This window comes from Pedobacter miscanthi (genome assembly GCF_003315595.1).
Classification (GTDB): domain Bacteria; phylum Bacteroidota; class Bacteroidia; order Sphingobacteriales; family Sphingobacteriaceae; genus Pedobacter; species Pedobacter miscanthi.
This window is the reverse complement of sequence record NZ_QNQU01000024.1, coordinates 1-25,671: the sequence shown is the minus strand read 5'-3', so window position 1 is coordinate 25,671 and position 25,671 is coordinate 1. Positions and strand designations below refer to the sequence as shown.

Here is a 25,671-nt window from a genome sequence, read left to right as displayed (position 1 = left end):
TTCTTAAAAGCCACTCTAAATATAGGGTGGCTTTTATTTTTAAAATCTATTTTAAATATTTGTGTTATTGCGTACTTTCAGCGCTTAAACCAAATAAATTAAATGGACAACAAGGCAAAAGCTAACCGTAGCGTCATTTTCTTAGTCATTCTAGCCGCACTAGGCTATTTCGTCGACATTTACGATCTCGTTTTATTTTCTGTTGTAAGGGTAAAAAGTTTTACCGATATCGGTGTTTCTGCAGATCACATGCGTACCGAAGGCGAGTATGTAATTAATATGCAAATGTTTGGTTTGTTGCTTGGAGGCTTGCTTTGGGGCATCATCGGTGATAAATTTGGCCGTATCAAGGTATTGTTCGGCTCAATATTAATGTATTCGTTAGCCAATATTGCCAACGGTTTTGCTACCGATGTACACACTTATGCCATTATCAGGTTTATTGCAGGTATTGGTTTGGCAGGAGAGCTGGGCGCAGGGATTACACTGGTTACCGAAACCATGGATAAAGAAAAACGCGGCTACGGCACGATGGTGGTGGCCGGAATAGGTTTATTAGGTGCGGCAGCTGCAGCTACAATCGGAAAACATTTTACCTGGCAAACTTCTTATTTTGTAGGTGGTGGCATGGGATTATTGCTGTTACTTTTGCGTGTGGGAACTTTCGAATCGGGTATGTTTAAACATGCTGAGCAAAGTAAAGAAGTATCTAAGGGTAATTTCATTATGCTTTTTTCTGATCGTAAGCGATTTTTAAAATATTTAGCCTGTATTTGTTTAGGACTTCCGCTTTGGTTTATTGTAGGAATTTTGGTTACCCAATCGCCCGAAATCGGTAAAGCACTCGGCGCAAAAGATTTATTAAATGCAGGTACCGGAATTATGTATACCTATTTTGGTATTGCCATTGGCGATGTGGTATGCGGTTTCTTGGCGCAGGTTTTAAAGTCACGTAAAAAAACGGTTCTTATTTTTCAAAGTTTATCGGTTATTACCGTAATTGTTTATTTAACGAGTACAGGTTTAACCGAAAGCACTTTTATTCTTATTTGTTTGTTTATGGGTTTTGCAGTTGGTTACTGGGCTACATTTGTAACTATTGCTGCCGAGCAGTTTGGTACGAATATCCGCTCAACAGTAACCACCACGGCACCAAATTTCGTGCGTGGCGCTTTAATCCCGATCACACTTGTTTTTGAGTTTTTTGTACACCGTTACAATATTGTGTCAGCCGGTTTCATTGTAATGGGCATAGTAACGGTAATTGCCATGATTTCGGTGTCTTATTTGAAAGAAAGTTTTAATAAAGACCTTAATTATTTAGAGAATTAATTTTAGGACTTCAGCCTGAAGACTAGGGGCTTTTCACTAACACCAATGTCAATAAAATGTACTATATCAATATAAATCAGCTTTGCTGCTTTAATAGCTTTAAATTTGTATGGAATTAGAAAGAGCCGTCATGTTTAAAGAAGAAGTAGCAGAGCGATATAAGCAGATTCAGGATGAAATCTGCCGTGGATTGGAAATTGCCGATGGCAAAGGAAAATTTGAAGAAGAACTTTGGCAAAGAGATGGTGGGGGAGGCGGCCGTACGCGGATTATGCAAAACGGAGGCATTATTGAAAAAGGCGGAGTAAACTTTTCTGCGGTACATGGAAAATTACCTGAAGCCGTAAAAAAGGCTTTTAAAGTAACTGAAGATGATTTTTTTGCAACCGGTGTTTCTATTGTAATCCATCCAAATCATCCTTTGGTTCCGATTATCCACATGAATATCCGCTATTTTGAGCTTAATGAAGAAACACGCTGGTTTGGTGGCGGTATCGATTTAACACCGCACTATGTGTTTGAAAACGATGCCCGTTTTTTTCACCATAAATTAAAACAGGCTTGTGATGATTTCAGCAGTGATTTCTACCCAAAATTTAAAGCACATGCGGATGATTATTTTTTCATCAAACACCGTGAAGAAACCCGTGGTATCGGTGGTATTTTTTACGATCGCTTAAAACCTGAAAACACCAATTTATCATGGGAGCAGATTTTGGATTTCTCTATCAATATCGGTGAAACATTTTTACCAATTTATTCAGAACTGATTGACCGTAACCGTGATAAAGAATTTACCGAAGCACATAAGGAATGGCAATATCAGCGCCGTAGCCGTTATGTTGAATTTAACCTGGTGTACGATTCGGGAACAAAATTCGGACTGGAAACCAATGGCCGGATCGAATCTATTTTAATGAGTTTGCCACCACAGGCCAACTGGGGTTACAATGTTCAGCCTGAAGAAGGTTCGGAAGAGTATAAAAGTGTTCAGTTGCTTAAAAAAGGGATTAACTGGATTTAGTAATTTTCGTCATCTCGACTGGAACGCAGTGTAATGGAGAGATCTATCTCGATACAGATTTAGCTTTGCTGAGCACTCACATGGATCCCGACTTCGTTGTGCTTCGCTCGAAATGACGGTTAATTCTTGAGGAATCAAAACAAAGTCAGCGGTGCCTGTACTTCATGAAAACCTGCTTTTAATTTGCCAATCCTAAAATCATTGACAATGTTGTGTGCCATGCGAGTGGGTTCAGGAATACGGTAGTTTCCTACACAATTTTTAAGAATATCAAGGCTTTGTTCTGCTGTAATTAAATGACCAGCAGATGCATAAACCGGCGCGCAATTGATCTTTGTACGCAAAGCAAAACCCAGTATTTCGCCATGACTATTGATTTCGGTAAAGCTGAATTTCTTATTTTCCGGAACATGGTTTTCGCCATATAAAAGGCTTTTCGCACAGCCAATAGTTGACTGATGGGCTAAAATTCCAAAATGCGAAGCAACGCCCATACGACGTGGATGCAGAATTCCATTCCCGTCAAGCACTACAACATCAGGTTTATTATTAATGAGTTCCCAAACTTTTAATAAAGCCGGCACTTCTTTAAAACCTAAAAATCCGGGTTTATATGGGAAATTTGTTTCGTAGGTGGCTAAAGCAAAAGATTTCAAAACCATACCGGGATAACTTAATATCACAATTCCGGCATACATGGTAGAACTATCTTTATTGAAAGAGATATCTGCACCGGCAATGCTTTCAATTTTATCCAGTGGCTGAAACTTTATTTGTTTGGCGAGTTCTATCTGATAAGCCGTAGCATCTTCGAAACTGTAATGATCGTACATAGGATTTATGACAAATTAAGGTAGAGAATTGTTTTAATATATTTGTCTTATAATTAATATTATGTTAAGTTGTTTTCTCTAATACTATCCTATCCTCTCAATGATATGCTTAAATTATAATTCCTGAAGTTTTCGGTTAAGTTCCTGTACCTTGTTGGTTGCGCCTTTTTTGTTGTAGATATCGATCAGCAGCTGTACCGTTTTTTTATCGTTCGGATTAATTTCATTGGCACGCTGTAAAGCAAATTGTGCACGGTTAATTAAACCTTTATATTTTTCAGTTTTGTCTGCATCGCTTTTGCGCAAAGTTTCGTTGGCCGTATTGATGTAAGCTAAACTCAGTTGGTATAATGCATCAAAATAATTCTGATCGGTAGACAGCGCTTTGTCGTAGGCTAAAATTGCTGTAGAATTATTTCCGCCAACCTGCTGCAGGTAACCGTATAAAAAATAAAGCAGTTTATTTCCTTTCTCAACTTTTAAATTATTTTCAATCAATCCCTGGGCTTTGCTGTAATTTTCGGTATCCAGCAAAAGATTAATGTAATCATTTGTTAAAAAACGGTTAAACGGATTTAAAACCAAACCATCTTCCAGTGTTCTGATTGCAGTTTCATTTTCTGATTTCACCACATACATTTGCGCCATTTTTTGAAAAACTGATGGATTTTTGATTCCGTTATCTTTGGCGCGCTTAAAGTAAGTTAGAGATTCGTCGTAAGATTGGATATTTAATGCACAAATTGCCGTATTCAAAGCTAGCGTGGTATCAGCAGGAAAATTATCCGAAACTTCTTTCAGGTAAGCAAATGCTTCTTTGAATTCGTTGTTGAAAAATGATTCGTTGCCTTTCTCCTGCTTTTTTATCAGGATATTATGGCTCGAGGCCTTGATCATCCCGCCATTATCATTGTAACGGTCTAAAGATTTTGCTTTGGCCACCGCCTCTACTGCACTATCGTAAAACTTATTGGCGTTATTCGGATCCGTATCAGTAAGCGATGCGAATGACGTGAGGTATGATTTTATCGACCAGGTTTCTGTCCAGTTTTTTGTTTTATTGTCTTTTTCTGCAGATTCTATTGATTTTAAGCCTTCTGTAATAATAGACAACTGCTTTTTCTCATCTTCTTTATTGGCAATTGAGGCTTGTAACTTGCCTACGGCATTTCTGGCAATCAGGATCTGGCTTTTTTGGGCCACAGCGTTAAAAGAGACAAAAATTAAAGCGGTTAATGATAGTTTAAGGCAGTTCTGCATATAAATGATGTAATGAGGTAAAACCGTAATAAACCATAAAAATAAACATAAAAAAAAGAGCCCCGAAATTTCAGGGCTCTTTTTTTAGATCTACGGGTTATTATTGTTTAGGCAAAGCCTCTAAACGTTTCTTTATATCCTCGTAGTTTTTGGTGTCGTTTCTGAAACCGTAAATGGTTTTTAAAGTTTCTAGTGCACCTTGATTTTTTGCATCAACTTCTAAAGCTTTTTTATAATAAGGAAGCGATTTATCCAACAAAGCATTCATTTTAGCAGTTACTTCGTTAAATTCTTTTACTTTTTTAGCATCGATCTTGTTTCTGTCGTTCTGTAATTTTAAAGCCTGACTGAAATAGATATTTCCCAATAAAACCTGGTAATTAGGATTGTTTGGCTCTTTTGCAGCTAAAGCAGTTAACATTTGCTCCGATTTTGCGGCATCACCCCTATCAATATAAATCTGGGTTTCAGTTTTGATCCAGTCGGTATTTTCAGGGAATTTGGCAGTAGCTTCTTTGATCACGGCCAACGCAGCTGTAGTATCCTTTTGTTTGCTCAAAGCCGCATTGATAATCTCAGAATATAAATCTTTAGATTGTGGTGAATTTAAAGAAATTACTTTTTTGAACTGGGTAATCATATCCGGATAATTTTCGATGTTTCTTGCTGCAATACCAGCATTTAAATACATTGATGTATCCTGAGGATTGATCACAGTTGCTGCAACGAATTTCTCGTAAGCAGTTTTGTAATCCTTTTTGTTATAAGCAATTACACCACCGTTTCTAACTGCGTTAATTACATTGGTTTCAGCTAAATTGATGTTGTCTTTTTCGCTGCCTTTAGTATCCAGTTTTTTAGCTTCAGCAATGGCATCCTGGGCAATTTTAAGGTTTGCATCAGCATTTGCGGTGCTGGTTGAATCTAAAATAGCTGCAGAAGATGCAAATAAAGCGCGATAAGACCATGCTTCAGGCATTACTTTCGATTTCTCATCAGCAATGGCTTTATCAGTATGGGCCAGACCTTTTGCCAACGATTCGAGCTTTTTTGCCAACGGTGTGGTTGCGCTTGAAGAAGTTAGCTGGAACAAACCCCAGTCGTTTTTAGCCGCGGTAACTTCACTTTTCTGAGCAAAAGCAGCGCTTACCGCACCTGCTAGAAATATACTTAGAAATACTCTTTTCATAATTTTTATTCTAATCTTTATTTTAGTTAATTTTCTTCTTCCGTTTCGTTATCTGATTCGCCTTCTTCTTCAGTATCATCAGCTTCCGGAGTAGTATCTGCTTCTATTTCTTCACCATCTGTAACTACTACATCTGTTAAATCAACTGTTTCCTCTTCGTCTTCTTCGTGATCGATTTTGGTTACTGATGCAATTTCATCATCACCTTTTAACGAGATCAAACGAACGCCCTGTGTGGCACGTCCCATTACCCTTAAAGCCGATACCGGAATCCTGATTACAATACCTGAACGGTTAATGATCATCAGATCTTCGCTATCAGTAACGTCTTTAATGGAAACCAATTGTCCTGTTTTTTCAGTAACGTTAATGGTTTTTACCCCTTTTCCGCCACGGTTGGTTACGCGGTAATCTTCAATATCGGTACGTTTTCCGTAACCTTTTTCTGATACCACCAACACGGTAACTTCAGGATTGTTAACAGCAATCATGCCAACAACTTCATCCTGATCGTGAGCAAGCCTAACACCGCGTACACCGGTAGCTGTTCTACCCATCGGGCGAACTGTACTTTCGTTGAAACGGATAGCCCTGCCTGAGCGTAAGGCCATTACAATTTCGCTTTGTCCGTTAGTTAAACAGGCTTCTAATAAAATATCTCCCTCGTTAATGTTAATGGCATTGATACCATTTACACGCGGACGTGAATAAGCCTCCAGAGAAGTTTTTTTGATGGTACCTTTTTTAGTACACATGATAATAAAATTGTTCTCTAAGTATTCCTGGTCTTTAAGGTTTTTAACCTTAATGTAGGCTTTGATTTTCTCTTCTTTCGGAATATTGATGATGTTCTGAATAGCCCTTCCCTTACTGGTTCGCGAACCTTCAGGAATTTCGTATACCCTTAACCAGAAACACCTTCCGGCTTCGGTAAAGAACAGCATATAATTGTGGTTGGTGGCAACCAGCATGTGCTCAATAAAATCTTCATTTCTTGAGGTACTGCCTTTCGATCCTTTTCCACCCCTTCCCTGCGCTTTAAATTCGCTTGCAGGCGTACGTTTAACATATCCTTCGTGCGAAATAGTGATTACAACTTCTTCATCATCGATGAAATCTTCCATGCTCATATCTTCAGCCGAATGAACAATGGTGGTTTTACGTTCATCCCCGAATTTCTGTTTCACTTCTTCCAGCTCATCTTTAATAATCTGCATCCTTAATCCTTCGTCAGCCAAAACAGATTTCAAATATTCGATGGTTTTCATCAACTCGGCATATTCTTCCTTGATCTTATCACGCTCTAGTCCTGTTAAACGACGAAGCGTCATATCCAGAATGGCACGTGCCTGTAAATCGCTCAGATTGAAGTTTTCCATCAATCCCAAACGGGCCTCTTCAGGTGTTTCGGAAGCACGGATTAATTTAATTACCTCATCTAAATGATCCAGTGCAATTAAATAACCTTCTAAAATGTGTGCACGTTTTTCTGCTTCTGCCAGTTCATATTTGGTACGGCGAACAATCACGTCATGGCGGTGATCCACGAAGTGCACGATTAAATCTTTAAGATTCAGCATTTGCGGACGTCCTTTAACCAATGCAATGTTATTTACACTGAATGATGTTTGTAAGGCCGTGTATTTATAAAGGTTGTTTAAAACGATAGAAGCATTTGCATCACGTTTAATTTCGTAAACGATACGGATACCATCTTTATTCGATTCATCTTTAATATTCGAAATACCTTCCAGTTTTTTCTCGCCCACTAATTCAGCCGTACGCTCAATCATCTGTGCTTTGTTAACCTGGTATGGGATTTCGGTAACAATAATTACCTCACGCTCTTTAAGGTTCTCGATTTCTGCTTTTGCACGCATTACAATACGTCCGCGGCCGGTTTCGAAAGCTTCTTTAACGCCTGTATAACCATAAATAATACCACCTGTAGGGAAATCGGGAGCTTTTACAAACTTCATTAATTCCTCGATGGTAATATCCCTGTTGTCGATATAATTTACCACACCATCAATTACTTCTGTTAAATTGTGTGGGGCCATATTAGTGGCCATACCTACCGCAATACCCGAAGAACCGTTAACTAAAAGGTTAGGTATTTTTGCAGGTAATACTGTTGGCTCCTGCTCGGTATCATCAAAGTTTAATTGAAAATCAACTGTATCTTTATTGATATCAGCAACCATTTCTTCGGCAAGTTTACTAAAACGTGCCTCGGTATAACGCATTGCAGCCGGCGAATCGCCATCAATGTGGCCAAAGTTTCCCTGCCCGTCTACCATTGGATAACGCAAACTCCAGTCCTGGGCCATACGCACCATGGTAAAATATACAGATGCATCACCATGTGGGTGATATTTACCTAAAACCTCACCCACAATACGGGCTGATTTTTTATAAGGCTTACCACTGGTAACACCCAAACCCAACATGCCGTAGAGCACACGGCGGTGTACTGGTTTTAATCCATCGCGTACATCAGGCAAAGCCCTTGATACGATTACCGACATTGAATAATCAATGTAGGCCGATTTCATCTGCTCTTCTATGTTAATTTGAATGATTTTGTCGTTCTGTTGATTCTCTAAATCTTCTGCCATAAATTATTATTCTCGTTACTTAAAACGATATTAAAAAAGGTATTACTATAACCTTGCGAATTTAACAAAATTATGCCGAATTAAGGCATTGTGGAAAAGTTTTGACCTTTGTTATAGGTTTTTTATTCCCGGTGCGGTTTTAATTTGCTGAAGGCCAGTTTAACGCATTCCGCTACGGTACTGATAAATTGGAATGGTATGTTTTTTTGGAAATGTAGGGTTCTGTGTTAATGGCGGGCAGCAGTCCTGCTACCGCTGCAAGTCCTCCCCGATGAAAAATCGGGATGCGGGCTTTTCGCTATATCAGGTTTATAAACAAAGGATCTGTATTTAACACTAATTTAAAACCTCGTAGGTTTAATTCTGTGTTGTATATTTATCTTTAATGGCCTCATTGAGGGCTGCGCCGTTCAAAAAACTGCGAGGTTTGTAGAACTTAAGTAATTCTGATACTTTTGTTTTCCAACCTTATAGATAATGGCAAACGAAAAAAAATCTGCAATGAGTTTTATTATGGTCACCCTCCTGATCGATTTTACAGGTTTTGGGATCATCATTCCGGTTTTACCAAAACTCATTCAGGATTTTACCGGTGGCGGTTTTGGTTTGGCAGCAGAATATGGTGGCTGGCTCACACTTGCTTATGCATCCGTTCAGTTTATATTTTCGCCAATTATTGGTGCATTGAGCGATAGGTACGGTAGAAGGCCCGTTCTGTTGAGTTCACTTTTCGGTTTAGGCATCGATTATATTTTTCTGGCCTTTGCCCCCTCTATTATCTGGTTATTTGTAGGGCGGATTATCGCAGGAATTACCGGCGCCAGTTTTACCACCGCGCAGGCTTATATTGCCGATGTATCAGCACCTGAGAAAAGAGCACAGAATTTCGGTTTGGTTGGGGCCGCTTTTGGCGTGGGGTTTATTTTAGGTCCGGTTTTAGGTGGTGCCTTTAGTCATTTTGGTACGCGGGTTCCTTTTATGGTGGCCGCAGGATTGTCATTGATTAACTGGTTATATGGGTATTTTATATTGCCCGAATCTTTACCGGTAGAAAAACGCAGGGCTTTTGACTGGAAAAGGGCAAATCCCATCGGTTCGTTGCGTAGTATCGGAAAATACCCGGCTTTGTTGGGCTTAATGGTTACCTTATTCCTGTTGTACTTTGCCAGTCACTCGGTTCAGTCAAACTGGACGTTTTATACCATGGAGAAATTCAACTGGGATGCATCATGGGTAGGTTACTCATTAGGTTTTGTGGGTTTGGTTATAGGTATAGTTCAGGGAGGATTGATCAGGATTATTTTACCAAAAATCGGCGATAAAAAAGCCGTTTATTTCGGGTTAATCTTATACGTAGTTGGTTTTGTAGCTTTTGCCTTTGCTACAAAAGGCTGGATGATGTTTGCTTTTATGCTTCCTTATGGTTTGGCGGGTATCGGCGGACCAGCCATGCAGGGTTTAATTTCGAACCAGATTCCGGCAAACGCACAGGGCGAAATGCAGGGTGTTTTAACGGGTTTACAGAGTTTGGCTGCCATCTTCGCACCATGGGTAATGACACACATCTTTGCTTATTTTATCGAAGGTAAAGCGCCTGTTTATTTTCCCGGGGCGCCGTTTATATTGAGCGCTGTGTTAACGTTGATTGGGTTATTTATTGCCCTAAGGTCGTTAAGGAAATACCATTAATGTTTGCCCTGCTCCTGCCAAGTGTTAAAATTGGTTAATCCTTTTAGTAGGCTGGGATAATGTGCGATTAATTTATTTACTTTAATAAAAATCTAATCGCCCTTTACCTATGTTCAATCTCAAAGTTCTTTCGGCTCTTTGCTGTCTGTTATTGCTTTCTGTTTATCCGTTATTTGCTCAGCAACCTTTAAAAAAGGTTCTGTTGAATAATGTAGGACAGATTCCGCTTACTGATACTACCGATGCCATTTCACTGTTTTATACTACAAATGAAAGTCCTGAAATTATTGCAATAGCTGATATTGCTCCTGAAATACAGTTAAAGGGTACCATCATATTTGCTTCAAAATATGGCAAGGGGAATGTTGTTGCCTTTGGCTCCAACAGTTATTTTGGAAAAAATCTATTCAAAAACACGGCGGTTAAACAGCTTTTGCTAAATGCCCGTAATTTAAATCCAAAAGGTAAAGTTGCGGTTTATGGCCCAGCAGGCAAAGATCTTATTGATTTTTTTAAGTCCGAAAAAATAAAAGCGGAATTTTTGGAAAAACTTAATAAAAAAACCAGTGCAGGAACCTTATTTATAGCGGATGATCTTAAAGATCAGGCGGAGGTAGATAAAGTAACTGCTTTCGTAAAAAACGGAGGTACGCTTGTTTTTGGATCGCCTTATGTATCGCTCCTAAAATCATGGGATAAGTCAAAATCAGGAAACCTAACCCTTAAAATCAACGATTTGCTGATCAAAGCAGGTATTTTTAATGCAAATGCCATCTTCTATCCCAATAAAAAGTATAATCAAGCCTACACCGATTCTATTCCTGATTATCTGCATATTAATACCTTAAAGTCCTATGCTTCAAATCAGGTAAATGATGTTAAATCTTACTATATTTCAGCGTTTTATATCAATCCAACACTCGATCTTGTTTGTGAAACTAATGGATTGAAATCTCTATTAATCGCAAAGATCAAAGCCTTCTATCATATTCCAGATACGGTATGGGTGCCCTCAAAAGCCCATCCTTTGGATATTTCTACCAATGAGAAAAAAACAGCTTACCGTTTGGCCGAAAAATTGTCCGGCAAAAGGGAAGATAACGAACTGGGTTATAAAAGAAAAGCTGCCGGTTATGAGCTTTTCCCTGGTAAAGTACCCGATAGTGCGGAGCGGATTACCAAAAACGTGGTGGTGCCTGTAAAAGTAGGTAAACAAGGCTTAAACGACATGCCTTCACCATATTACAGGCCGCATACCATGGGTTTGTACGTTCCTGCCGGCGAAAAAGTAAAGGTGATTATCGATAAAAAATATCTGTCACAAAAGTTAAAGGTTCAGATCGGTGTGCACGATGATAACCTGATTGATCACCTGGATTTTTTAACACGGATTGGTGTAAACCTGACTAAGACATTTGAACTGACGAAAGATACTACTGATGTTTTTTCTCCTTATGGCGGTCTGCTTTTGATCAATATTTCAGACAGCACAACATTAAAATCGATTGAACTTAAAGTTTCCGGGGCTGTAAATGCACCTTATTTCAAATTAGGAGAAACCAGCAATAATGAATGGAACAATAACATTAAAAATTACCCTGCGCCTTGGGCCGAACTGGCAACAGATAATATCATCCTCACGGTGCCGTCTTACCGGATCCGGGAGTTAAAAGATCCAGAGGCCCTTATGCGGTTTTATGATAAGGTGATGGATGCTGATGCCGACTTAAGAATAATCGACAGAAAAAGAGTGCATACAGAACGGATTATTTTGGATCAGCAGGTTATGGCCGGGGCATTATTTGCTTTGCCGAATAAAATTGTAGGTCCGGATGATGATGATTATTGCAGGGTGATGCTGAATACCGACTCGCTTGAGATTAAAGGTTCGTGGGGTACTTTTCATGAACTTGGCCACCGCCACCAATTTTTCGAACTCGATTTTGATGGTTTGCGTGAAGTTACCGTAAACCTGTACAGCATGTATGTTTATGAAGAGGTACTACACCTCGAAAAATATCAGAATAAGGATAATATTCCGAGCAAAGAAGGCGTAATCAAGAATATTAAAAATTATATGCGAATGAGTCCGAGCTATGATAAGTTTAAAAAGGATCCCTGGATAGCATTGAGCATGTATATCGAAATTATTGAACAGTTTGGCTGGAATGCCATCAAAGCTGCGAATAAAACTTACGCAGACCTGCCAAAAAGCGATTACCCTAAAACAAACGAACAAAAAATTGATCTATGGTTTAATACTATTTGTATGGCTACAAAGTCAGATTTGGGAACTTTTTTCGATATCTGGAAATTACCGGTTTCTGTAGAAGCAAAACAAAAGGCAAAACAATATCCGGTGTGGTTGCCAGAAGAATTGGAGGAGTTTAAACCTAAAAAATGATCGTCATCTCGACTGAAGCGCAGTGAAATGAGAGATTTAACTTCACTGAGCACTACATGCTTTTCGATTTCGTTATACCTGATAGCTAACCGGTCCGTTACTATTGAAAGACTACAATCGAAAACTCGTTATTGTAAGGAGCTACTATGAAGCAATCTTTCCTGCTGGCGATTTCTGCAAGAAAGATTGCTTCGTCGGCTGAAAAAGCCTTCTCGCAATGACGACTTGTTGTAGGAAATAGAAATCCCTTATAATAATTCATTAGCCAAATTGGCCAGCTCACTCCGCTCTCCTTTCTGAAGCGTAATGTGTGCATACAAAGGATGATTTTTAGCGTTTTCGATTAAATACGACAACCCATTGCTTTCTGAATCGAGGTATGGCGTGTCAATCTGGTAAATATCGCCTGTAAATACAATTTTAGTGTGCTCTCCTGCCCTCGAAATAATGGTTTTAACTTCGTGTGGTGTAAGATTTTGGGCTTCATCAATGATAAAGAAGATTTTGGTGAGGGTTCTCCCGCGGATAAAAGCCAGTGGTGCTATGGCAATTTTCTCGGTATTGATGAGTTCGTCAATTTTTTCCGACATCTTATCATCGCCTATAAACTGTTCTTTAATAAAGCGGAGGTTATCCCATATCGGGGCCATAAACGGATCCGTTTTCGCTTTTGCGTCTCCAGGAAGGAAACCGATATCCTTATTGCTTAACGAAACAATCGGCCGGGTTACGTAAATCTGCCTGAAGTTTTTGCGCTGCTCCAAAGCACTGGCCAGCGCCAGCAAGGTTTTTCCGGTTCCGGCGTTACCTTGTATGCTTACCAGTTTAATTTCAGGATCCAAAAGCGCATGAATGGCAAAAGCCTGTTCGATGTTTTTTGGTTTGATTTTAAAAATCGCGTCTGTAGAAACAGAAGAAATGGTTTTCAGGCTGTTATTGTAAAATACATTGGCTGTTTTTCTTTTATTTTTAAGCACATAGAAATGGTTACCATTTTTCGGTGGTAATGTAAGTTCAGTTGTATCAATAAAAGTTTCTTTTTTTACTTTTTCAATAATTTCAACAGGAAAATTCGCGATTTCGGTTTTTCCGGCGTAAAGTTCATCTACGTTTTTAATTTTACCGGTTTCGTAATCTTCGGCATTTAAGTTAAGCGCTTTTGCTTTTAACCGAAGGCAGATATCTTTTGATACCAGCACTACTTTTTTGTCGGGATGTTCTTCTTTTAAACTTAATGCAGCATTTAAAATTTTGTGGTCCGTTTTGCCTTTTCCATACACTTCTTCGGCATCAACCCTTAATGGCTTTTCGTTCAATACCACTCTGAATTTACCCGAATCAGGGCTTTTTAATGAAATCCAGTCGCTGATCAGTTTTTGTTTAGAGGTTTCATCAATCAGTCGGATAAAACTCCTGGCTTCAAAATTACGTGTATCATTGCCGCTTTTAAAATTGTCTAATTCTTCTAAAACCTGAATCGGGATGGCAACATCGTGTTCATGAAAGTTATTTACCGCATCATGATCGTATAAAATAACCGAGGTATCTAAAACGAAGATCTTTTTTGACAGATTGGAGATTGATTTACCTTTTGTGGCCATTTGGTAAATTTAATATTTTAGGGATAATTAGCAGAAGAATTGGCTATTCTTTTTTGGCCTGAATGTCTAAAATAAATCTGAGTGGGTACCAGTACGGATTAACTCTATTAACTTTATTGCATCATTTTCATCCCAGATTAACAGTAAATCCGGCTTTACGTGACATTCCCAGTAACCGCTGAAATTTCCCGTTAATTTATGAGGATGATGTTTTTTGCTTAACCCAAGGTGGCCTTTTTCAGTTAATATAGTTACAATATCTTGCAGCAATGCAAAATCTTTTAACGACCTTTTCTTGAGCAACTTTAAATCTTTAAGGAATTTGTTGGAAGCAACAATCTGATACATTACTTGATACTGGCAAATAAATCGTCGGCACTAGCAAATTTGACTCCCTTACCCTCTTTAACTTCGTTCATTGCCTTTATGGTTTCCGCATTTGGGACATGATTTTTATTACAATTCCCTAAATCCGTGTCCACTTTATCAAAAGTAACCCCAAGTTCCTTTAAAAGCTCCTTAACTAAACCGGCTTTTTTAGTAGGTATGTGTATTACAAAGCTTTCCATGATAAATGTAATTATATACAAATATACATTTTTTATATATTTTATGGGAGTTGAAAATTTTGGTCAAAATAAAAACGGGGACTTTCTTCTTTCGATTAAGTTCCCCGTTTTAACTTTAAAAACAACCGTAATTGTATTTTAAAGCACCTAATTCTTGTTACTTTGATTTTTCCGTTTTCGTTAGGTTTTGCAACTTTTGCGATCCGTGAAAATTTATTTCCAACTCTTCCGTCCGTAAACTTCTGAGTTTTCCATAAGCTCTGTTTGGGTCTGTTCGATTTTCTTATCTTCCAACCTTGCGGTGGAGATGTATATTCTTACTCGGTTTAACCCTTTCTGAAATCAATCGTTTTCCCTGTAAACAAAACCGAAATAATTTCCCTTTCGGTTTTTTATCTCTTTTGGATTGTTTTGTCAGAATTCAAAGTACTTCGTATTTGATATGATCTAATTTAATGCGAATAGCTTCATTTGTCAAGAGAAAAGTTAACGTTTTTATAAACAAAGTTATTAACCTAAAATTGCTGTTTATCAACACATTAATTCGTTTAGACCATCGTTTTTAGCATCAATGTTCACTTTTAGTAATGTTATTAACATTGTAGCCACTTCTACTTATAAACATTTGCTATAGTTTTATTAACCAATCGTTTAACGGATTTCTGCTTAAAAGTTTAAAAAAAACAAAAAACTTAATTTTAATCACAACAAAAAACTTCTCTATTATGTTATTTTTGTAACATGCAGATCAGGCAACCCATAAGGAATATACAAGACTTTTTATTGAGTACGTATTTTGCCGACGGTCTCCGTATTACCATTGGTGTGCTGCTCCCCTCTCTAATTCTTGCGCAATTCGGTATGCTAAAGTACGGGATGACCTTATCGCTGGGAGCTTTATGTGTGAGCGTGGTAGATAGCCCAGGCCCAATGGTGCACCGCAGAAATGCCATGCTAATTACTACAGCTTTAATCTTTACCTTTTCCATACTAACCGGTTTAACCAATAAAAGCCATTATTTTATCGGCTTTTTACTTGCCATATCGAGCTTTGTTTTTTCGATGTTTTACATATATGGCATTAGGGCAGCATCCGTAGGTACTGCAGTGCTGTTAATCATGGTATTAAGTATTGATGACATCAGGCCATGGCAGGAAGTATTGCTACATGCCGTTATGGTACTTGCAGGAAGCCTTTGGTACACCGGTTTGAGTTATTTTGTTTACCGTTTACGTCCCTTCCGCCTGGTACAGCAATCACTGAGTGATTCGATCATAGAAGTTGCAGAGTTTCTACGCGAGAAAGCGAAGTTTTACCACCAGAACAATAATTATGATAAAACCTATTCCGATCTATTACAGCTTCAGGTCTCTGTTCACGAAAAGCAGGATGCGGTAAGGGAATTATTGTTCAGGACACGCGAAATTGTTAGGGATTCTACACCGGAGGGCCGTTTTCTTTTATTGGTGTTTGTGGATATGGTAGACCTGTTTGAGCAGGTAATGTCTACCTATTACAATTACCAGCAGCTTCACGATCAGTTTGATAAAGCAGGCATTTTATCGGATTATGAAATGGCGATTAAACGGATTTCTTATGCCCTTGATGATATTGCTTTTGCTTTAAAAAGTGGTGGAACGCCTGTGGTTTCGAAACGTTTGCTAATCGAAATCGAGCGTTTGAAAATTAAAATCAATAACCTGGAGAAAAACAATCAAAATCAGGAATATAATACGTTGGGAATTATTGCGCTGAAAAACATTGAGGTCAATATTGAGAATATACTGGCCAGGGTGAAAACCATTTTCAGTTATTTTAAGGTGAGGAACAGTAAAGATATTCGCCAGGCTGAAGTAGATACCGAGAAATTTATTACCCGGCAGAAATTCGATTTTAAATTATTTACTGAGAATTTAACTTACAGTTCATCAACTTTCAGGCATTCGCTAAGGGTTACTGTGGTGATGCTTTTGGGTTTTGTGGTATCGCAGCTCCTCAATTTTTCGCACAGTTACTGGATCTTGCTAACCATTCTGGTGATTTCAAAACCAGGTTTTAGTTTAACCAAAGAGCGTAATTACCAGCGTTTAATCGGCACTACCATAGGTGCATTTATTGGTATGGGCGTGGTAACTTATATTGATGATAAAAATACACTTTTTGTTATTCTATTGATCTGTATGATCGGTTGTTATAGTTTCCAAAGGAAAAATTACGTAGTAAGTGTACTTTTTATGACCCCCTACATCCTGATCCTTTTTGATTTTCTGGGTATGGGATCTATCGCCCTGGCACGCGAAAGGATTTATGATACTTTTATCGGCTCCGGAATTGCTTTGTTGGCAAGCTATTCACTATTTCCAACCTGGGAGCACGAGAAACTGAAAGAGGCTATGCTCGATATCCTGAAAGCAAATAAGGCATATTATGAACAGGTAATTAAACTATATTTTGAAAAAAACTATAATCGCACTGAATATAAACTTGCCCGTAAAGAAGTTTATGTAAGTACCGCAAATTTAGCTTCGTTATTCCAGCGCATGTTCTCCGAACCCAAAAGCAAACAGTTATTTATTAAAGAAGTGCACCAGTTTACGGCGTTGAGCCATTTACTGTCTTCTTATGTGGCCACACTTTCGCTGTACAATAAAGAGCATGAATTTATTTTTGAAAGTTTTGATGCATTAAAACCAATTGCGAATAACACCAATTATTTATTGGATACGGCAATCGAAAACCTGGTACAGGGAACAAGCACCATAGATAATGTTCCATTAATCAGGCTTAACGATACAGGTTTAGCCATTAAAAAAGGCGAAGATTTAGTGCCAGAACAATTTGACCTGATTCAGAAGGTAGCTTATGATATTTATAAGTTATCGGTAAAGATTAAGCTTTAGTCCGATTCGATACCTCTATCAAGATGATCGTCATTTCGAGCGGAGTGCAACGAAGTCGAAAACCACATAGTGCTCAGCGAAGCTAAATCTATCTCGAGGTCGATCTATCCACTTCACTACCGATAAAAAATCGGTACAGGTTGCGTTGCGATCGAAATGACGGCTTTTTTTAGGAAGTCGTCATCCTGATCCGATAGCTATCGGATTTATTTCAGGATCCTTTTTGTAATAATTCCTCTGTGTTTCTGTGTCTACGTGGCAAAAAAACGAATGACTAGGTCTTAGCGCGACGCCAAGACGAGTATTAGATTGCTTAAAAATAGCTATTTATCTTAGCATGATGGATCCTGAAATAAATTCAGGATGACGGATTTAGTTCTCATTTTAACTTCGACTCTCCGTGTTTTCAGTGTCTCTGTGGCTAAAAACAATGATGATGAAGTAAGTCTTAGCGGGACGCTAAGACGAGTGTTAGATTGCTTAAAATAGCTGTTTATCTTAGCATGATGGATCCTGAAATAAATTCAGGATGACGGAACGCGGGAAGGATGACGGAATGCACGAGTGATGACAGACTTTTTAAACCAAAAAAGGTCGTGGCTTAACACCACGACCCTAAAAATATAGAACTGTAAACTTATTTAAGCGTAAGCAACTGCATCTTTTGATGTCAGCTGAGTGGCACCCATCAGGTATTCATCCACCTTGCGGGCAGCTTCCCTACCTTCTGAAATCGCCCAAACCACTAACGATTGTCCGCGGCGTACATCACCTGCAGCAAAAATCTTTGCAATATTGGTTTGATAAGTATGTTCAGAAGCTTTAACATTTCCGCGGTTATCCAGCTCCACGCCCAACTTCTCAATTAATCCTTCTTTTTGCGGATGTAAGAAACCCATTGCTAAAAGTACCAGTTCGCAAGGAAGATCCCTTTCGGTACCAGCAACTTCTTTAAAAGTAACCGGACGTCCGTTTGCGTCGATTTCCCATTCTACATCAACTACTTTTAATGCTTTAAGTTTTCCATTTTCATCAGCAATAAAGTTTTTGGTATTTACCGACCATGCCCTTTGTGCACCTTCTTCATGTGATGAAGTATTTTTAAGCAACATCGGGTAATTTGGCCATGGCATGTGTTCATTGCGTGCCTGTGGTGGCATTGGCATAATTTCAAATTGTGTAACCGATTTCGCACCATGACGGTTAGAAGTACCAATACAGTCTGATCCGGTATCACCACCACCGATTACAATTACATTTTTACCTGTAGCCAAAATATCTTCCACTTCAACGGCTCTGTTGGCAACACGTTTATTCTGTTGCTTTAAGAAATCCATTGCAAAATGAACACCTTTGGCAGCACGACCGTCTATTGGTAAATCGCGTGGAATAGTAGAACCTCCAGCCAGTACAATTGCACTGAAATCCCTTAATAAAGTACCGATTTCTACATTCTCGCCAACATTGGCATTGCATTTAAAAATAATGCCTTCTTCTTTCATTAAATCGATACGCCTATCCACTACATTTTTCTGTAGTTTAAAATCAGGAATACCATATCTCAATAAGCCTCCGGGAGCATCATCACGTTCGAAAACGGTAACTTCATGCCCTACTTTATTTAATTGAGCAGCAGCCGCTAAACCTGCCGGACCTGAACCAATTACGGCTACTTTTTTTCCGGTTCTGATTAATGGTGCTTTTGCTTTGATAAAACCTTTTTCGAAAGCAATTTCGATGATGTGCTTTTCGATCTCTTCGATAGAAACCGGAGGACGGTTAATGCCCAATACACATGCAGATTCGCATGGTGCCGGACAGATCCTGCCCGTAAACTCGGGGAAGTTATTAGTACTTAATAAAATATTTGCAGCTAATTCCCATTTTCCCTGATAAACGGCGTCGTTAAATTCGGGGATCACATTGCCCAGCGGACAACCTGATTGACAGAAAGGTACGCCACAATCCATACAGCGGGCAGCTTGGTTGTTTAATTCTGTTGCGGGCAATTCATTTAAAAATTCCCCATAATGTTTTACACGCGTTGCAGCCTCTTCTCTTGTGGGCGCAACTCTATCGTATTCCTGAAATCCTGTTACTTTTCCCATGGCTTAGTGTGTTTTTACTTGTTGATTACTTTTGCTTAAAACTGCTTTGTATTCTTTAGGGAATACTTTTACAAAATGAGCGGATTGTGTTTTCCAATCGCTTAAAATGAACTCAGCTACTTTACTATCCGTTAAGCGGATATGCGTTTTAAGTAAAGCTAAAATACGCTCTTCATCTTCAGCCTGTAGCGGATCCAGATCAACCATTTCTTTATTACACTTGCGTGCAAAAGTTTTGTTGGCATCATAAATCCAGGCCACACCACCACTCATACCTGCCGCAAAATTGCTTCCGGTATCGCCAAGGATCAGCACTTCGCCACCTGTCATGTATTCGCAACCGTGATCGCCCACACCTTCTACAACCGCAGTTGCTCCGGAGTTACGTACTGCGAAACGCTCACCAGCCTTACCTCGGGCAAATAACTCACCAGAAGTTGCACCATAAAGTGCTACGTTACCGATAATAATATTCTGTTCAGGGATAAAAGTTGAGTTTGCAAAAGGATAAATGGCCAATCTTGCTCCCGATAATCCTTTACCCACATAGTCATTGGCTTCACCTTCTAACGATAAGGTTACACCACGCGTATTAAAGGCCCCGAAACTTTGTCCGGCCGAACCCACAAATTTAAAGTTGATGGTATCCGGAGGTAAACCCGCACCCAAATGTACTTTCGAAATCTCGTTTGATAACATGGTACCCAGTGCACGGTCGGTATTTTTAACTTCGAAACTTGCAAAAACAGGTTCGTTGTTGTCAATAGCAGGTTGTGCTGCCGCAATTAATTTATGATCTAAAACGTGATCTAAACCATGATCCTGACTTTCTGTATTAAATAAAGGAAGACCATTTTCTTCTGCTTTAAATAAAATACCTGATAAATCAAGGTGTTGTAATTTCCAGTCTTCAGCTGGCAATTCGCGTACTTTTAAGATATCTGCCTGACCTATCATTTCGTGGATGGTTCTGAAACCTAATTCAGCCATAATCTCACGCAATTCTTCAGCAAGGAAATGAAATAGGTTTACTACGTGATCAGCATCACCGGTAAATAATTTCCTTAATTCCGGATCTTGCGTAGCCACACCTACCGGACAAGTATTTAAATGGCATTTACGCATCATGATACAGCCGGATGTTACTAAAGCTGCAGTAGCAACGCCCCATTCTTCAGCACCTAATAAAGCTGCGATAGCGATATCCCGACCAGTTTTTAGCTGGCCATCAGTTTGAAGAACGATACGGTTACGCAATTTGTTTTTCACCAAAGTCTGGTGTGCCTCTGCCAAACCAAGTTCCCAAGGTAAACCGGCATGTTGAATAGAGGTTAATGGAGAAGCTCCTGTACCACCATCAAAACCAGATACCAGAATTACATCAGCGTGTGCTTTAGCCACACCTGCAGCAATGGTACCCACGCCTGCTTTTGAAACCAACTTCACATTGATCCTGGCTGAACGGTTGGCATTTTTAAGGTCGTAAATTAACTGGGCCAAATCCTCGATCGAATAAATATCGTGGTGAGGTGGCGGAGAAATTAAACCCACACCTGGTGTAGAGTGACGCACTTTTGCAATCCAGTCGTCTACTTTATGCCCTGGTAACTGGCCACCTTCTCCTGGTTTAGCACCTTGGGCCATTTTAATCTGTAACTCGTCGGCATTGGTTAAATAGTAACTGGTTACACCAAAACGTGCAGAAGCTACCTGTTTAATGGCCGAGCGCATACTATCGCCGTTTGGCAGTTTAGTATAACGCATCTCGTCTTCACCACCCTCTCCGGTATTGCTTTTTCCGCCAATGCGGTTCATGGCAATGGCCAGGGTTGAGTGTGCCTCATGCGAAATGGAACCAAACGACATTGCCCCTGTTGCAAATCTTTTTAAGATTGCCTCGGTAGATTCTACCTCATTTAAAGGAACAGACGGACGGCTATAATTAAATTCAAATAATCCACGGATGGTATAAGCCTGTTGTGTTTGCTCATTAACCAGTTTAGAGTATTGTTTAAAAATGTTGTAATCGTTTTTACGCGTAGCATTCTGCAATAAGTGAATGGTTTGCGGATTAAACAGATGCGCTTCACCTTTACGACGGAATTTGTAAGTTCCTCCGGCAGGCAATAAGTTTTCTGTCTGTGTTAACGGACCAAAACTGCGGTGATGTTTAATTAAGGTTTCCTTTGCAATTTCATCCAAACCTAAACCACCAATACGCGAAACCGCACCTGTGAAATAGGTATTCACCACTTTTTTGTTCAGACCTAAAATTTCGAAAATCTGCGCACCCTGATATGATTGCAGGGTTGAGATTCCCATTTTAGAGAAAATTTTAAGCAAACCACTATTTACCGCATAGATGTAGTTTTTGGTTAACTGCTCTGCTGATAAACCCGATTCTGCCTGGAAACCGTTAATGGTTTCTAAAGCCAGATAAGGATTGATTGCGGTAACACCGAAGCCTAATAAAGTGGCAAAGTGATGTACTTCCCAGATATCACCTGCTTCGATTACAATACCTACTGCACCACGGTAACCTTTGCGGATTAAGTGATGATGTACTGCCGAAACAGCCAATAACGAAGGCATTGCAGCGTGTTCAGAGTCGATTGCCCTATCTGTTAATACAATTACCTGGAAACCATCCTCAACAGCATCAACGGCATAACGGCACAAACGGTCTAAAGCTTTTGCCATAGCACCAGGTTTACCATTAGCCCTGAAATAAGTCTGTAAAGTTTTTGCCTGGAAAACCCCGGTATCAATACTTCTTAATTTTTCGAGTTCCTGATTGGTTAAAATCGGGTGTTTGATGGCTACACAGTGCGCCTGTTTTGGTGTTTCATCTAGCAGGTTACCCATGCTGCCCATAAAACTGGCCAAACTCATCACCACTTTCTCGCGGATCGGATCAATTGGCGGGTTGGTTACCTGTGCAAATAACTGTTTAAAATAAGAAGATAAATGTTGAGGACGTTTTGATAATATAGCTAGAGGGGTATCAGTACCCATTGAACCGATTGGCTCTTTGGCTTCGATGGCCATTGGTTTAAGCAAAAGATCTACATCTTCCCTGCTGTAACCAAAAACCTGCTGGTATTTAAAAATAGATTCTTCTGACAGGCCTGTGAACATTACACGTGGCTCAGGCAGTTCTTCCAAACGGATCTGGTATTGGTTGATCCAGTCGGCATAAGGACTTTTGCCACAAACCTGTTGTTTAATTTCGTTGTCGCTGATGATTCTGCCCTGCTCCATATCCACTACAAACATTTTGCCCGGGGTTAAACGGCCTTTTTCGATCACCGTACTCTGATCAATGGCTAATGCACCAGCTTCAGAGCCCATAATTACGCGGTCATCAGAAGTTATGGCATAACGCGAAGGACGCAGTCCGTTACGATCTAAAGTTGCACCGATTAATTTACCGTCGGTAAAAGCAATGGCTGCAGGTCCATCCCAGGGCTCCATTAAAGTAGCGTGGAATTCGTAGAAAGCTTTTTTAACAGGATCCATATCTTCGTTACCATCCCATGCTTCCGGAACCAGCATCATCAATACGTGAGGCAAAGTTCGGCCTGCATGAAGCAATAATTCGATTACGTTATCCAGACAGCCAGAATCAGAGTTCGTTTCGTCGATTACCGGCAATAACATATCCAGTTCTTCTGGTGTAAAATATGCCGAGGCAAAAGATTTAACACCTGCCCTGAACCAGTTTAAATTTCCCTGTAAGGTATTGATTTCACCATTGTGCGCAATAAAGCGGAATGGCTGGGCCAATCTCCATGACGGGAAAGTATTGGTTGCGAAACGTGAGTGTACCAAACCCAGCGCAGAAACCACGCGTTTATCGGTAAGGTCGTTAAAATATGTACGTACCTGTAATGAAGTAAGCTGACCTTTATATATAATGGTTTGCGCAGAAAGCGAAACGATATAAAAATCTTTACCGCCGTGAACGGTATTCACAATCAGTTTAATCAGGTAGTTTTTGAAAATGTAGAGTTTGCGTTCGAAATCGGCACCAGGCGCCACTGCATAAGGGCGGGCAATAAATACCTGCTCAATTTCCGGTTCAACCGAAAGGGCCATGCTACCGATATCGGTGGTGTCCACATCAACCTTTCTGAAACCTAATATTTCAAGGCCTAATTTTTCGGCAGCGCGGTAAATCAATTCTCTGCACTCTTCCCTGGATCTGATATCCTTTGGCATAAATAACATACCAACACCATAATTATTGGTTTCTGGTAAGCTAAAGCCAGCTTTTAAACATTCGTCATAAAAAAATTCGTGCGGAATCTGAATCATGATACCTGCACCATCGCCGGTATTCGGTTCTGCCCCGCTTGCCCCTCTATGATCCAGGTTTTCTAAAATAGTAAGTGCATCAGAGATGATTTGATGCGATTTTCGCCCTTTCACATGTGCAACGAACCCAATACCGCAGGCATCGTGTTCAAATTGCGCATCGTACAATCCACTGTTTGGTTCCATTCTTTGCTCGTTAGTTGTTAGTGTATAGGAAACACTAAGATACGAAAAACAAATTTAAAATTACAGAGTTGATATGTTTTTTGGAAAAATTTTAGTTCTTATGTAATTTAAAGTGTTAAAATTAAAATATTTTTAAATAAATATATTATTAATTATTAAATCCGTAATGGTAATATCGTACAATAATGAGGCTTTTTTAATCAAAATTAAGGCTAAAACGTTTTATTTATTCATTTATATATGAATTATTTGTTTATAAATGAATGTTTTGGCAGGTGTTGAGATTATTTAATGATTTTTTACCTTTCTAAAAATACACAATTAAAATTTATTAATTTACTAATCAGCAACATAGCTTAAATGACAAAAAAAATAGATAATTGGGTTTTGTGAAACAACTTCTTTTTCTACCTTTGTGGCCGGGCAAGTCTTTTACGACCAGCTCCCTTTGAACTCCCCCAGGATGGGAACATAGCAAGGGTAGAAGGTTGTAGCGGTGCGATAGAAGGTGCTTGCCCTTTTTTTTTTACCCCCTAACCCCCTGAAGGGGGGATATTAAATTCTTCAGGGGTTCTAGCAACAGAACCTAATAATCATTTTAAGAATTTATAAGCATGAAATTTTTTATTGACACAGCAAATCTTGATCAAATCAAAGAGGCGCAAGATCTTGGCATTTTAGATGGTGTAACCACCAACCCTAGCTTAATGGCTAAAGAAGGTATTACCGGCGATGAAAATGTAATTAACCACTATAAAGCAATCTGCGATATCGTTGATGATAACGTAAGTGCAGAAGTAATTTCGACCACTTTCGACGAGATTGTTAAGGAAGGTGAAGCTTTAGCTGCTTTAAACCCTAAAATTGTGGTTAAAGTTCCGATGATTAAAGATGGTGTTAAAGCCATTAAATATTTTTCATCAAAAGGAATCAAAACCAACTGTACTTTAATTTTCTCTGCCGGACAGGCTTTACTGGCTGCAAAAGCCGGAGCTACTTATGTTTCTCCGTTTTTAGGTCGTTTAGATGATATTTCGAGTGATGGTTTGGTATTGATCGAAGATATCAGAACTATTTTCGATAATTACGGTTACGAAACACAGATCTTAGCTGCATCAATCCGCGGACCATTACACATTGTAAACTGTGCTAAATTGGGTGCTGATGTAATCACTGCTCCTTTGGCTGCAATTGTTGGATTATTGAAACATCCTTTAACCGATAGCGGTTTGGCTACTTTCTTAGCAGATCATGCTAAGGCAGCGGGTAAGTAATATTTAAAGTCGAGAGTCTTTAGTCCTAAGTCTTGAGTCGGGTTTCCCGTTTAAGACTTAGGATTTTTTGTTTTACGGAAGATGGAGCATCATGGAAATGGATGATGGGCAAGTCGCAGGCTGCATCTGTCGTTTTCCCTTTCACATTTTCCATTTTTTTTGGAGAGCAGTTACAGTGCTTATCGGTTACAACAGTCCTGCTTTACATTATATTCCGGTGGTTGTTCAGTGCAAACCAATAGTTAGTGATACCGGAATGCCATTTCAATCAGGTCTAGGTGGCAGTGGCTGTGTTTTATGGATAATGTTGGATGTAAAATGGATGATGGGCAAATTGCAGATACCTCATTCATCATACATTTTCCG

Annotated in this window: 16 protein-coding genes and 1 other RNA gene; 8 read left to right on the top strand and 9 right to left on the bottom strand. The window is 39.3% G+C overall.

The window, feature by feature from the left end:
- Positions 1-102: 102 nt before the first annotated feature.
- Both DRW42_RS22635 and hemF read left to right on the top strand, forming a co-directional pair.
- A complete protein-coding gene (locus DRW42_RS22635; protein WP_113951150.1) occupies positions 103-1,332 on the top strand; it encodes an MFS transporter in 1,230 nt (409 codons plus the stop codon).
- 130 nt (positions 1,333-1,462) lie between these two features.
- A complete protein-coding gene (hemF, locus tag DRW42_RS22630; protein WP_113951149.1) occupies positions 1,463-2,356 on the top strand; it encodes an oxygen-dependent coproporphyrinogen oxidase in 894 nt (297 codons plus the stop codon).
- Positions 2,357-2,490: 134 nt separating this feature from the next.
- Here the strand turns inward: hemF and DRW42_RS22625 are convergent, their stop codons facing one another.
- The 4 genes from DRW42_RS22625 to gyrA form a co-directional block, all read right to left on the bottom strand.
- Positions 2,491-3,189: an endonuclease V gene (locus DRW42_RS22625; RefSeq protein ID WP_113951148.1), complete on the bottom strand. Its 699-nt coding sequence runs from the start codon at positions 3,187-3,189 to the stop codon at positions 2,491-2,493.
- 114 nt (positions 3,190-3,303) lie between these two features.
- Positions 3,304-4,449 carry a tetratricopeptide repeat protein gene (locus DRW42_RS22620; protein WP_113951147.1) on the bottom strand — a complete coding sequence of 382 codons (1,146 nt, stop codon included), beginning with the start codon at positions 4,447-4,449 and terminating at the stop codon, positions 3,304-3,306.
- 100 nt (positions 4,450-4,549) lie between these two features.
- Entirely contained in the window at positions 4,550-5,638 is a 1,089-nt protein-coding gene (locus DRW42_RS22615) for a tetratricopeptide repeat protein (RefSeq protein WP_113951146.1), read from the bottom strand.
- Between the two features lie 26 nt (positions 5,639-5,664).
- A complete protein-coding gene (gene gyrA / locus DRW42_RS22610; RefSeq protein WP_113951145.1) occupies positions 5,665-8,256 on the bottom strand; it encodes a DNA gyrase subunit A in 2,592 nt (863 codons plus the stop codon).
- 477 nt (positions 8,257-8,733) lie between these two features.
- On the opposite strand from gyrA, the gene DRW42_RS22605 reads away from it, so the two are divergent.
- Positions 8,734-9,945, top strand: a complete 1,212-nt coding sequence (locus DRW42_RS22605; protein WP_113951144.1) for a TCR/Tet family MFS transporter — start codon at positions 8,734-8,736, stop codon at positions 9,943-9,945.
- A gap of 109 nt (positions 9,946-10,054) precedes the next feature.
- A complete protein-coding gene (locus tag DRW42_RS22600) occupies positions 10,055-12,349 on the top strand; it encodes a M60 family metallopeptidase (protein ID WP_113951143.1) in 2,295 nt (764 codons plus the stop codon).
- 248 nt (positions 12,350-12,597) lie between these two features.
- Here DRW42_RS22600 and DRW42_RS22595 read toward each other — a convergent pair whose 3' ends face one another.
- The 3 genes from DRW42_RS22595 to DRW42_RS22585 all read right to left on the bottom strand — a co-directional run bounded on the left by DRW42_RS22595 (position 12,598) and on the right by DRW42_RS22585 (position 14,519).
- Positions 12,598-13,950 (bottom strand): PhoH family protein, encoded by a 1,353-nt coding sequence (locus DRW42_RS22595; RefSeq protein ID WP_113951142.1) that lies wholly within the window; start codon positions 13,948-13,950, stop codon positions 12,598-12,600.
- Between the two features lie 66 nt (positions 13,951-14,016).
- On the bottom strand, positions 14,017-14,298 hold the full coding sequence (locus tag DRW42_RS22590) for a type II toxin-antitoxin system YafQ family toxin (protein ID WP_113951141.1): 282 nt from the start codon (positions 14,296-14,298) through the stop codon (positions 14,017-14,019).
- Entirely contained in the window at positions 14,298-14,519 is a 222-nt protein-coding gene (locus DRW42_RS22585; RefSeq protein ID WP_113951140.1) for a hypothetical protein, read from the bottom strand. Before DRW42_RS22585 ends, DRW42_RS22590 begins: the two co-directional genes overlap by 1 nt.
- A gap of 783 nt (positions 14,520-15,302) precedes the next feature.
- Between DRW42_RS22585 and DRW42_RS22580 the strand changes: the two genes are divergently transcribed.
- Positions 15,303-17,420: an FUSC family protein gene (locus tag DRW42_RS22580; protein ID WP_244215353.1), complete on the top strand. Its 2,118-nt coding sequence runs from the start codon at positions 15,303-15,305 to the stop codon at positions 17,418-17,420.
- Positions 17,421-18,061: 641 nt separating this feature from the next.
- On the opposite strand, the gene DRW42_RS22575 is transcribed toward DRW42_RS22580, so the two are convergent.
- Both DRW42_RS22575 and gltB read right to left on the bottom strand, forming a co-directional pair.
- A complete protein-coding gene (locus DRW42_RS22575) occupies positions 18,062-19,528 on the bottom strand; it encodes a glutamate synthase subunit beta (protein WP_113951138.1) in 1,467 nt (488 codons plus the stop codon).
- A 3-nt stretch (positions 19,529-19,531) separates the two neighbouring features.
- On the bottom strand, positions 19,532-24,031 hold the full coding sequence (gene gltB / locus DRW42_RS22570; protein ID WP_113951137.1) for a glutamate synthase large subunit: 4,500 nt from the start codon (positions 24,029-24,031) through the stop codon (positions 19,532-19,534).
- Between the two features lie 421 nt (positions 24,032-24,452).
- On the opposite strand from gltB, the gene ffs reads away from it, so the two are divergent.
- The 3 genes from ffs to DRW42_RS29115 form a co-directional block, all read left to right on the top strand.
- Positions 24,453-24,552, top strand: an RNA gene (gene ffs / locus DRW42_RS22565) — signal recognition particle sRNA small type.
- A 93-nt stretch (positions 24,553-24,645) separates the two neighbouring features.
- The gene (gene fsa / locus DRW42_RS22560) at positions 24,646-25,305 is read left to right on the top strand and encodes a fructose-6-phosphate aldolase (protein WP_086546195.1); all 660 of its coding nucleotides are present in this window, start codon (positions 24,646-24,648) and stop codon (positions 25,303-25,305) included.
- Between the two features lie 91 nt (positions 25,306-25,396).
- Positions 25,397-25,671: hypothetical protein (locus DRW42_RS29115; RefSeq protein WP_208643615.1), on the top strand; the 275-nt coding region annotated here is incomplete at its 3' end.

Excerpts from the sequence above, each read along its gene's own strand:
- DRW42_RS22635 (WP_113951150.1), top strand. The coding sequence starts at position 103 with ATGGACAACAAGGCAAAAGCTAACCGTAGCGTCATTTTCTTAGTCATT.
- hemF (WP_113951149.1), top strand. The coding sequence starts at position 1,463 with ATGTTTAAAGAAGAAGTAGCAGAGCGATATAAGCAGATTCAGGATGAA.
- DRW42_RS22625 (WP_113951148.1), bottom strand. The coding sequence starts at position 3,189 with ATGTACGATCATTACAGTTTCGAAGATGCTACGGCTTATCAGATAGAA.
- DRW42_RS22620 (WP_113951147.1), bottom strand. The coding sequence starts at position 4,449 with ATGCAGAACTGCCTTAAACTATCATTAACCGCTTTAATTTTTGTCTCT.
- DRW42_RS22615 (WP_113951146.1), bottom strand. The coding sequence starts at position 5,638 with ATGAAAAGAGTATTTCTAAGTATATTTCTAGCAGGTGCGGTAAGCGCT.
- gyrA (WP_113951145.1), bottom strand. The coding sequence starts at position 8,256 with ATGGCAGAAGATTTAGAGAATCAACAGAACGACAAAATCATTCAAATT.
- DRW42_RS22605 (WP_113951144.1), top strand. The coding sequence starts at position 8,734 with ATGGCAAACGAAAAAAAATCTGCAATGAGTTTTATTATGGTCACCCTC.
- DRW42_RS22600 (WP_113951143.1), top strand. The coding sequence starts at position 10,055 with ATGTTCAATCTCAAAGTTCTTTCGGCTCTTTGCTGTCTGTTATTGCTT.
- DRW42_RS22595 (WP_113951142.1), bottom strand. The coding sequence starts at position 13,950 with ATGGCCACAAAAGGTAAATCAATCTCCAATCTGTCAAAAAAGATCTTC.
- DRW42_RS22590 (WP_113951141.1), bottom strand. The coding sequence starts at position 14,298 with ATGTATCAGATTGTTGCTTCCAACAAATTCCTTAAAGATTTAAAGTTG.
- DRW42_RS22585 (WP_113951140.1), bottom strand. The coding sequence starts at position 14,519 with ATGGAAAGCTTTGTAATACACATACCTACTAAAAAAGCCGGTTTAGTT.
- DRW42_RS22575 (WP_113951138.1), bottom strand. The coding sequence starts at position 19,528 with ATGGGAAAAGTAACAGGATTTCAGGAATACGATAGAGTTGCGCCCACA.
- gltB (WP_113951137.1), bottom strand. The coding sequence starts at position 24,031 with ATGGAACCAAACAGTGGATTGTACGATGCGCAATTTGAACACGATGCC.
- fsa (WP_086546195.1), top strand. The coding sequence starts at position 24,646 with ATGAAATTTTTTATTGACACAGCAAATCTTGATCAAATCAAAGAGGCG.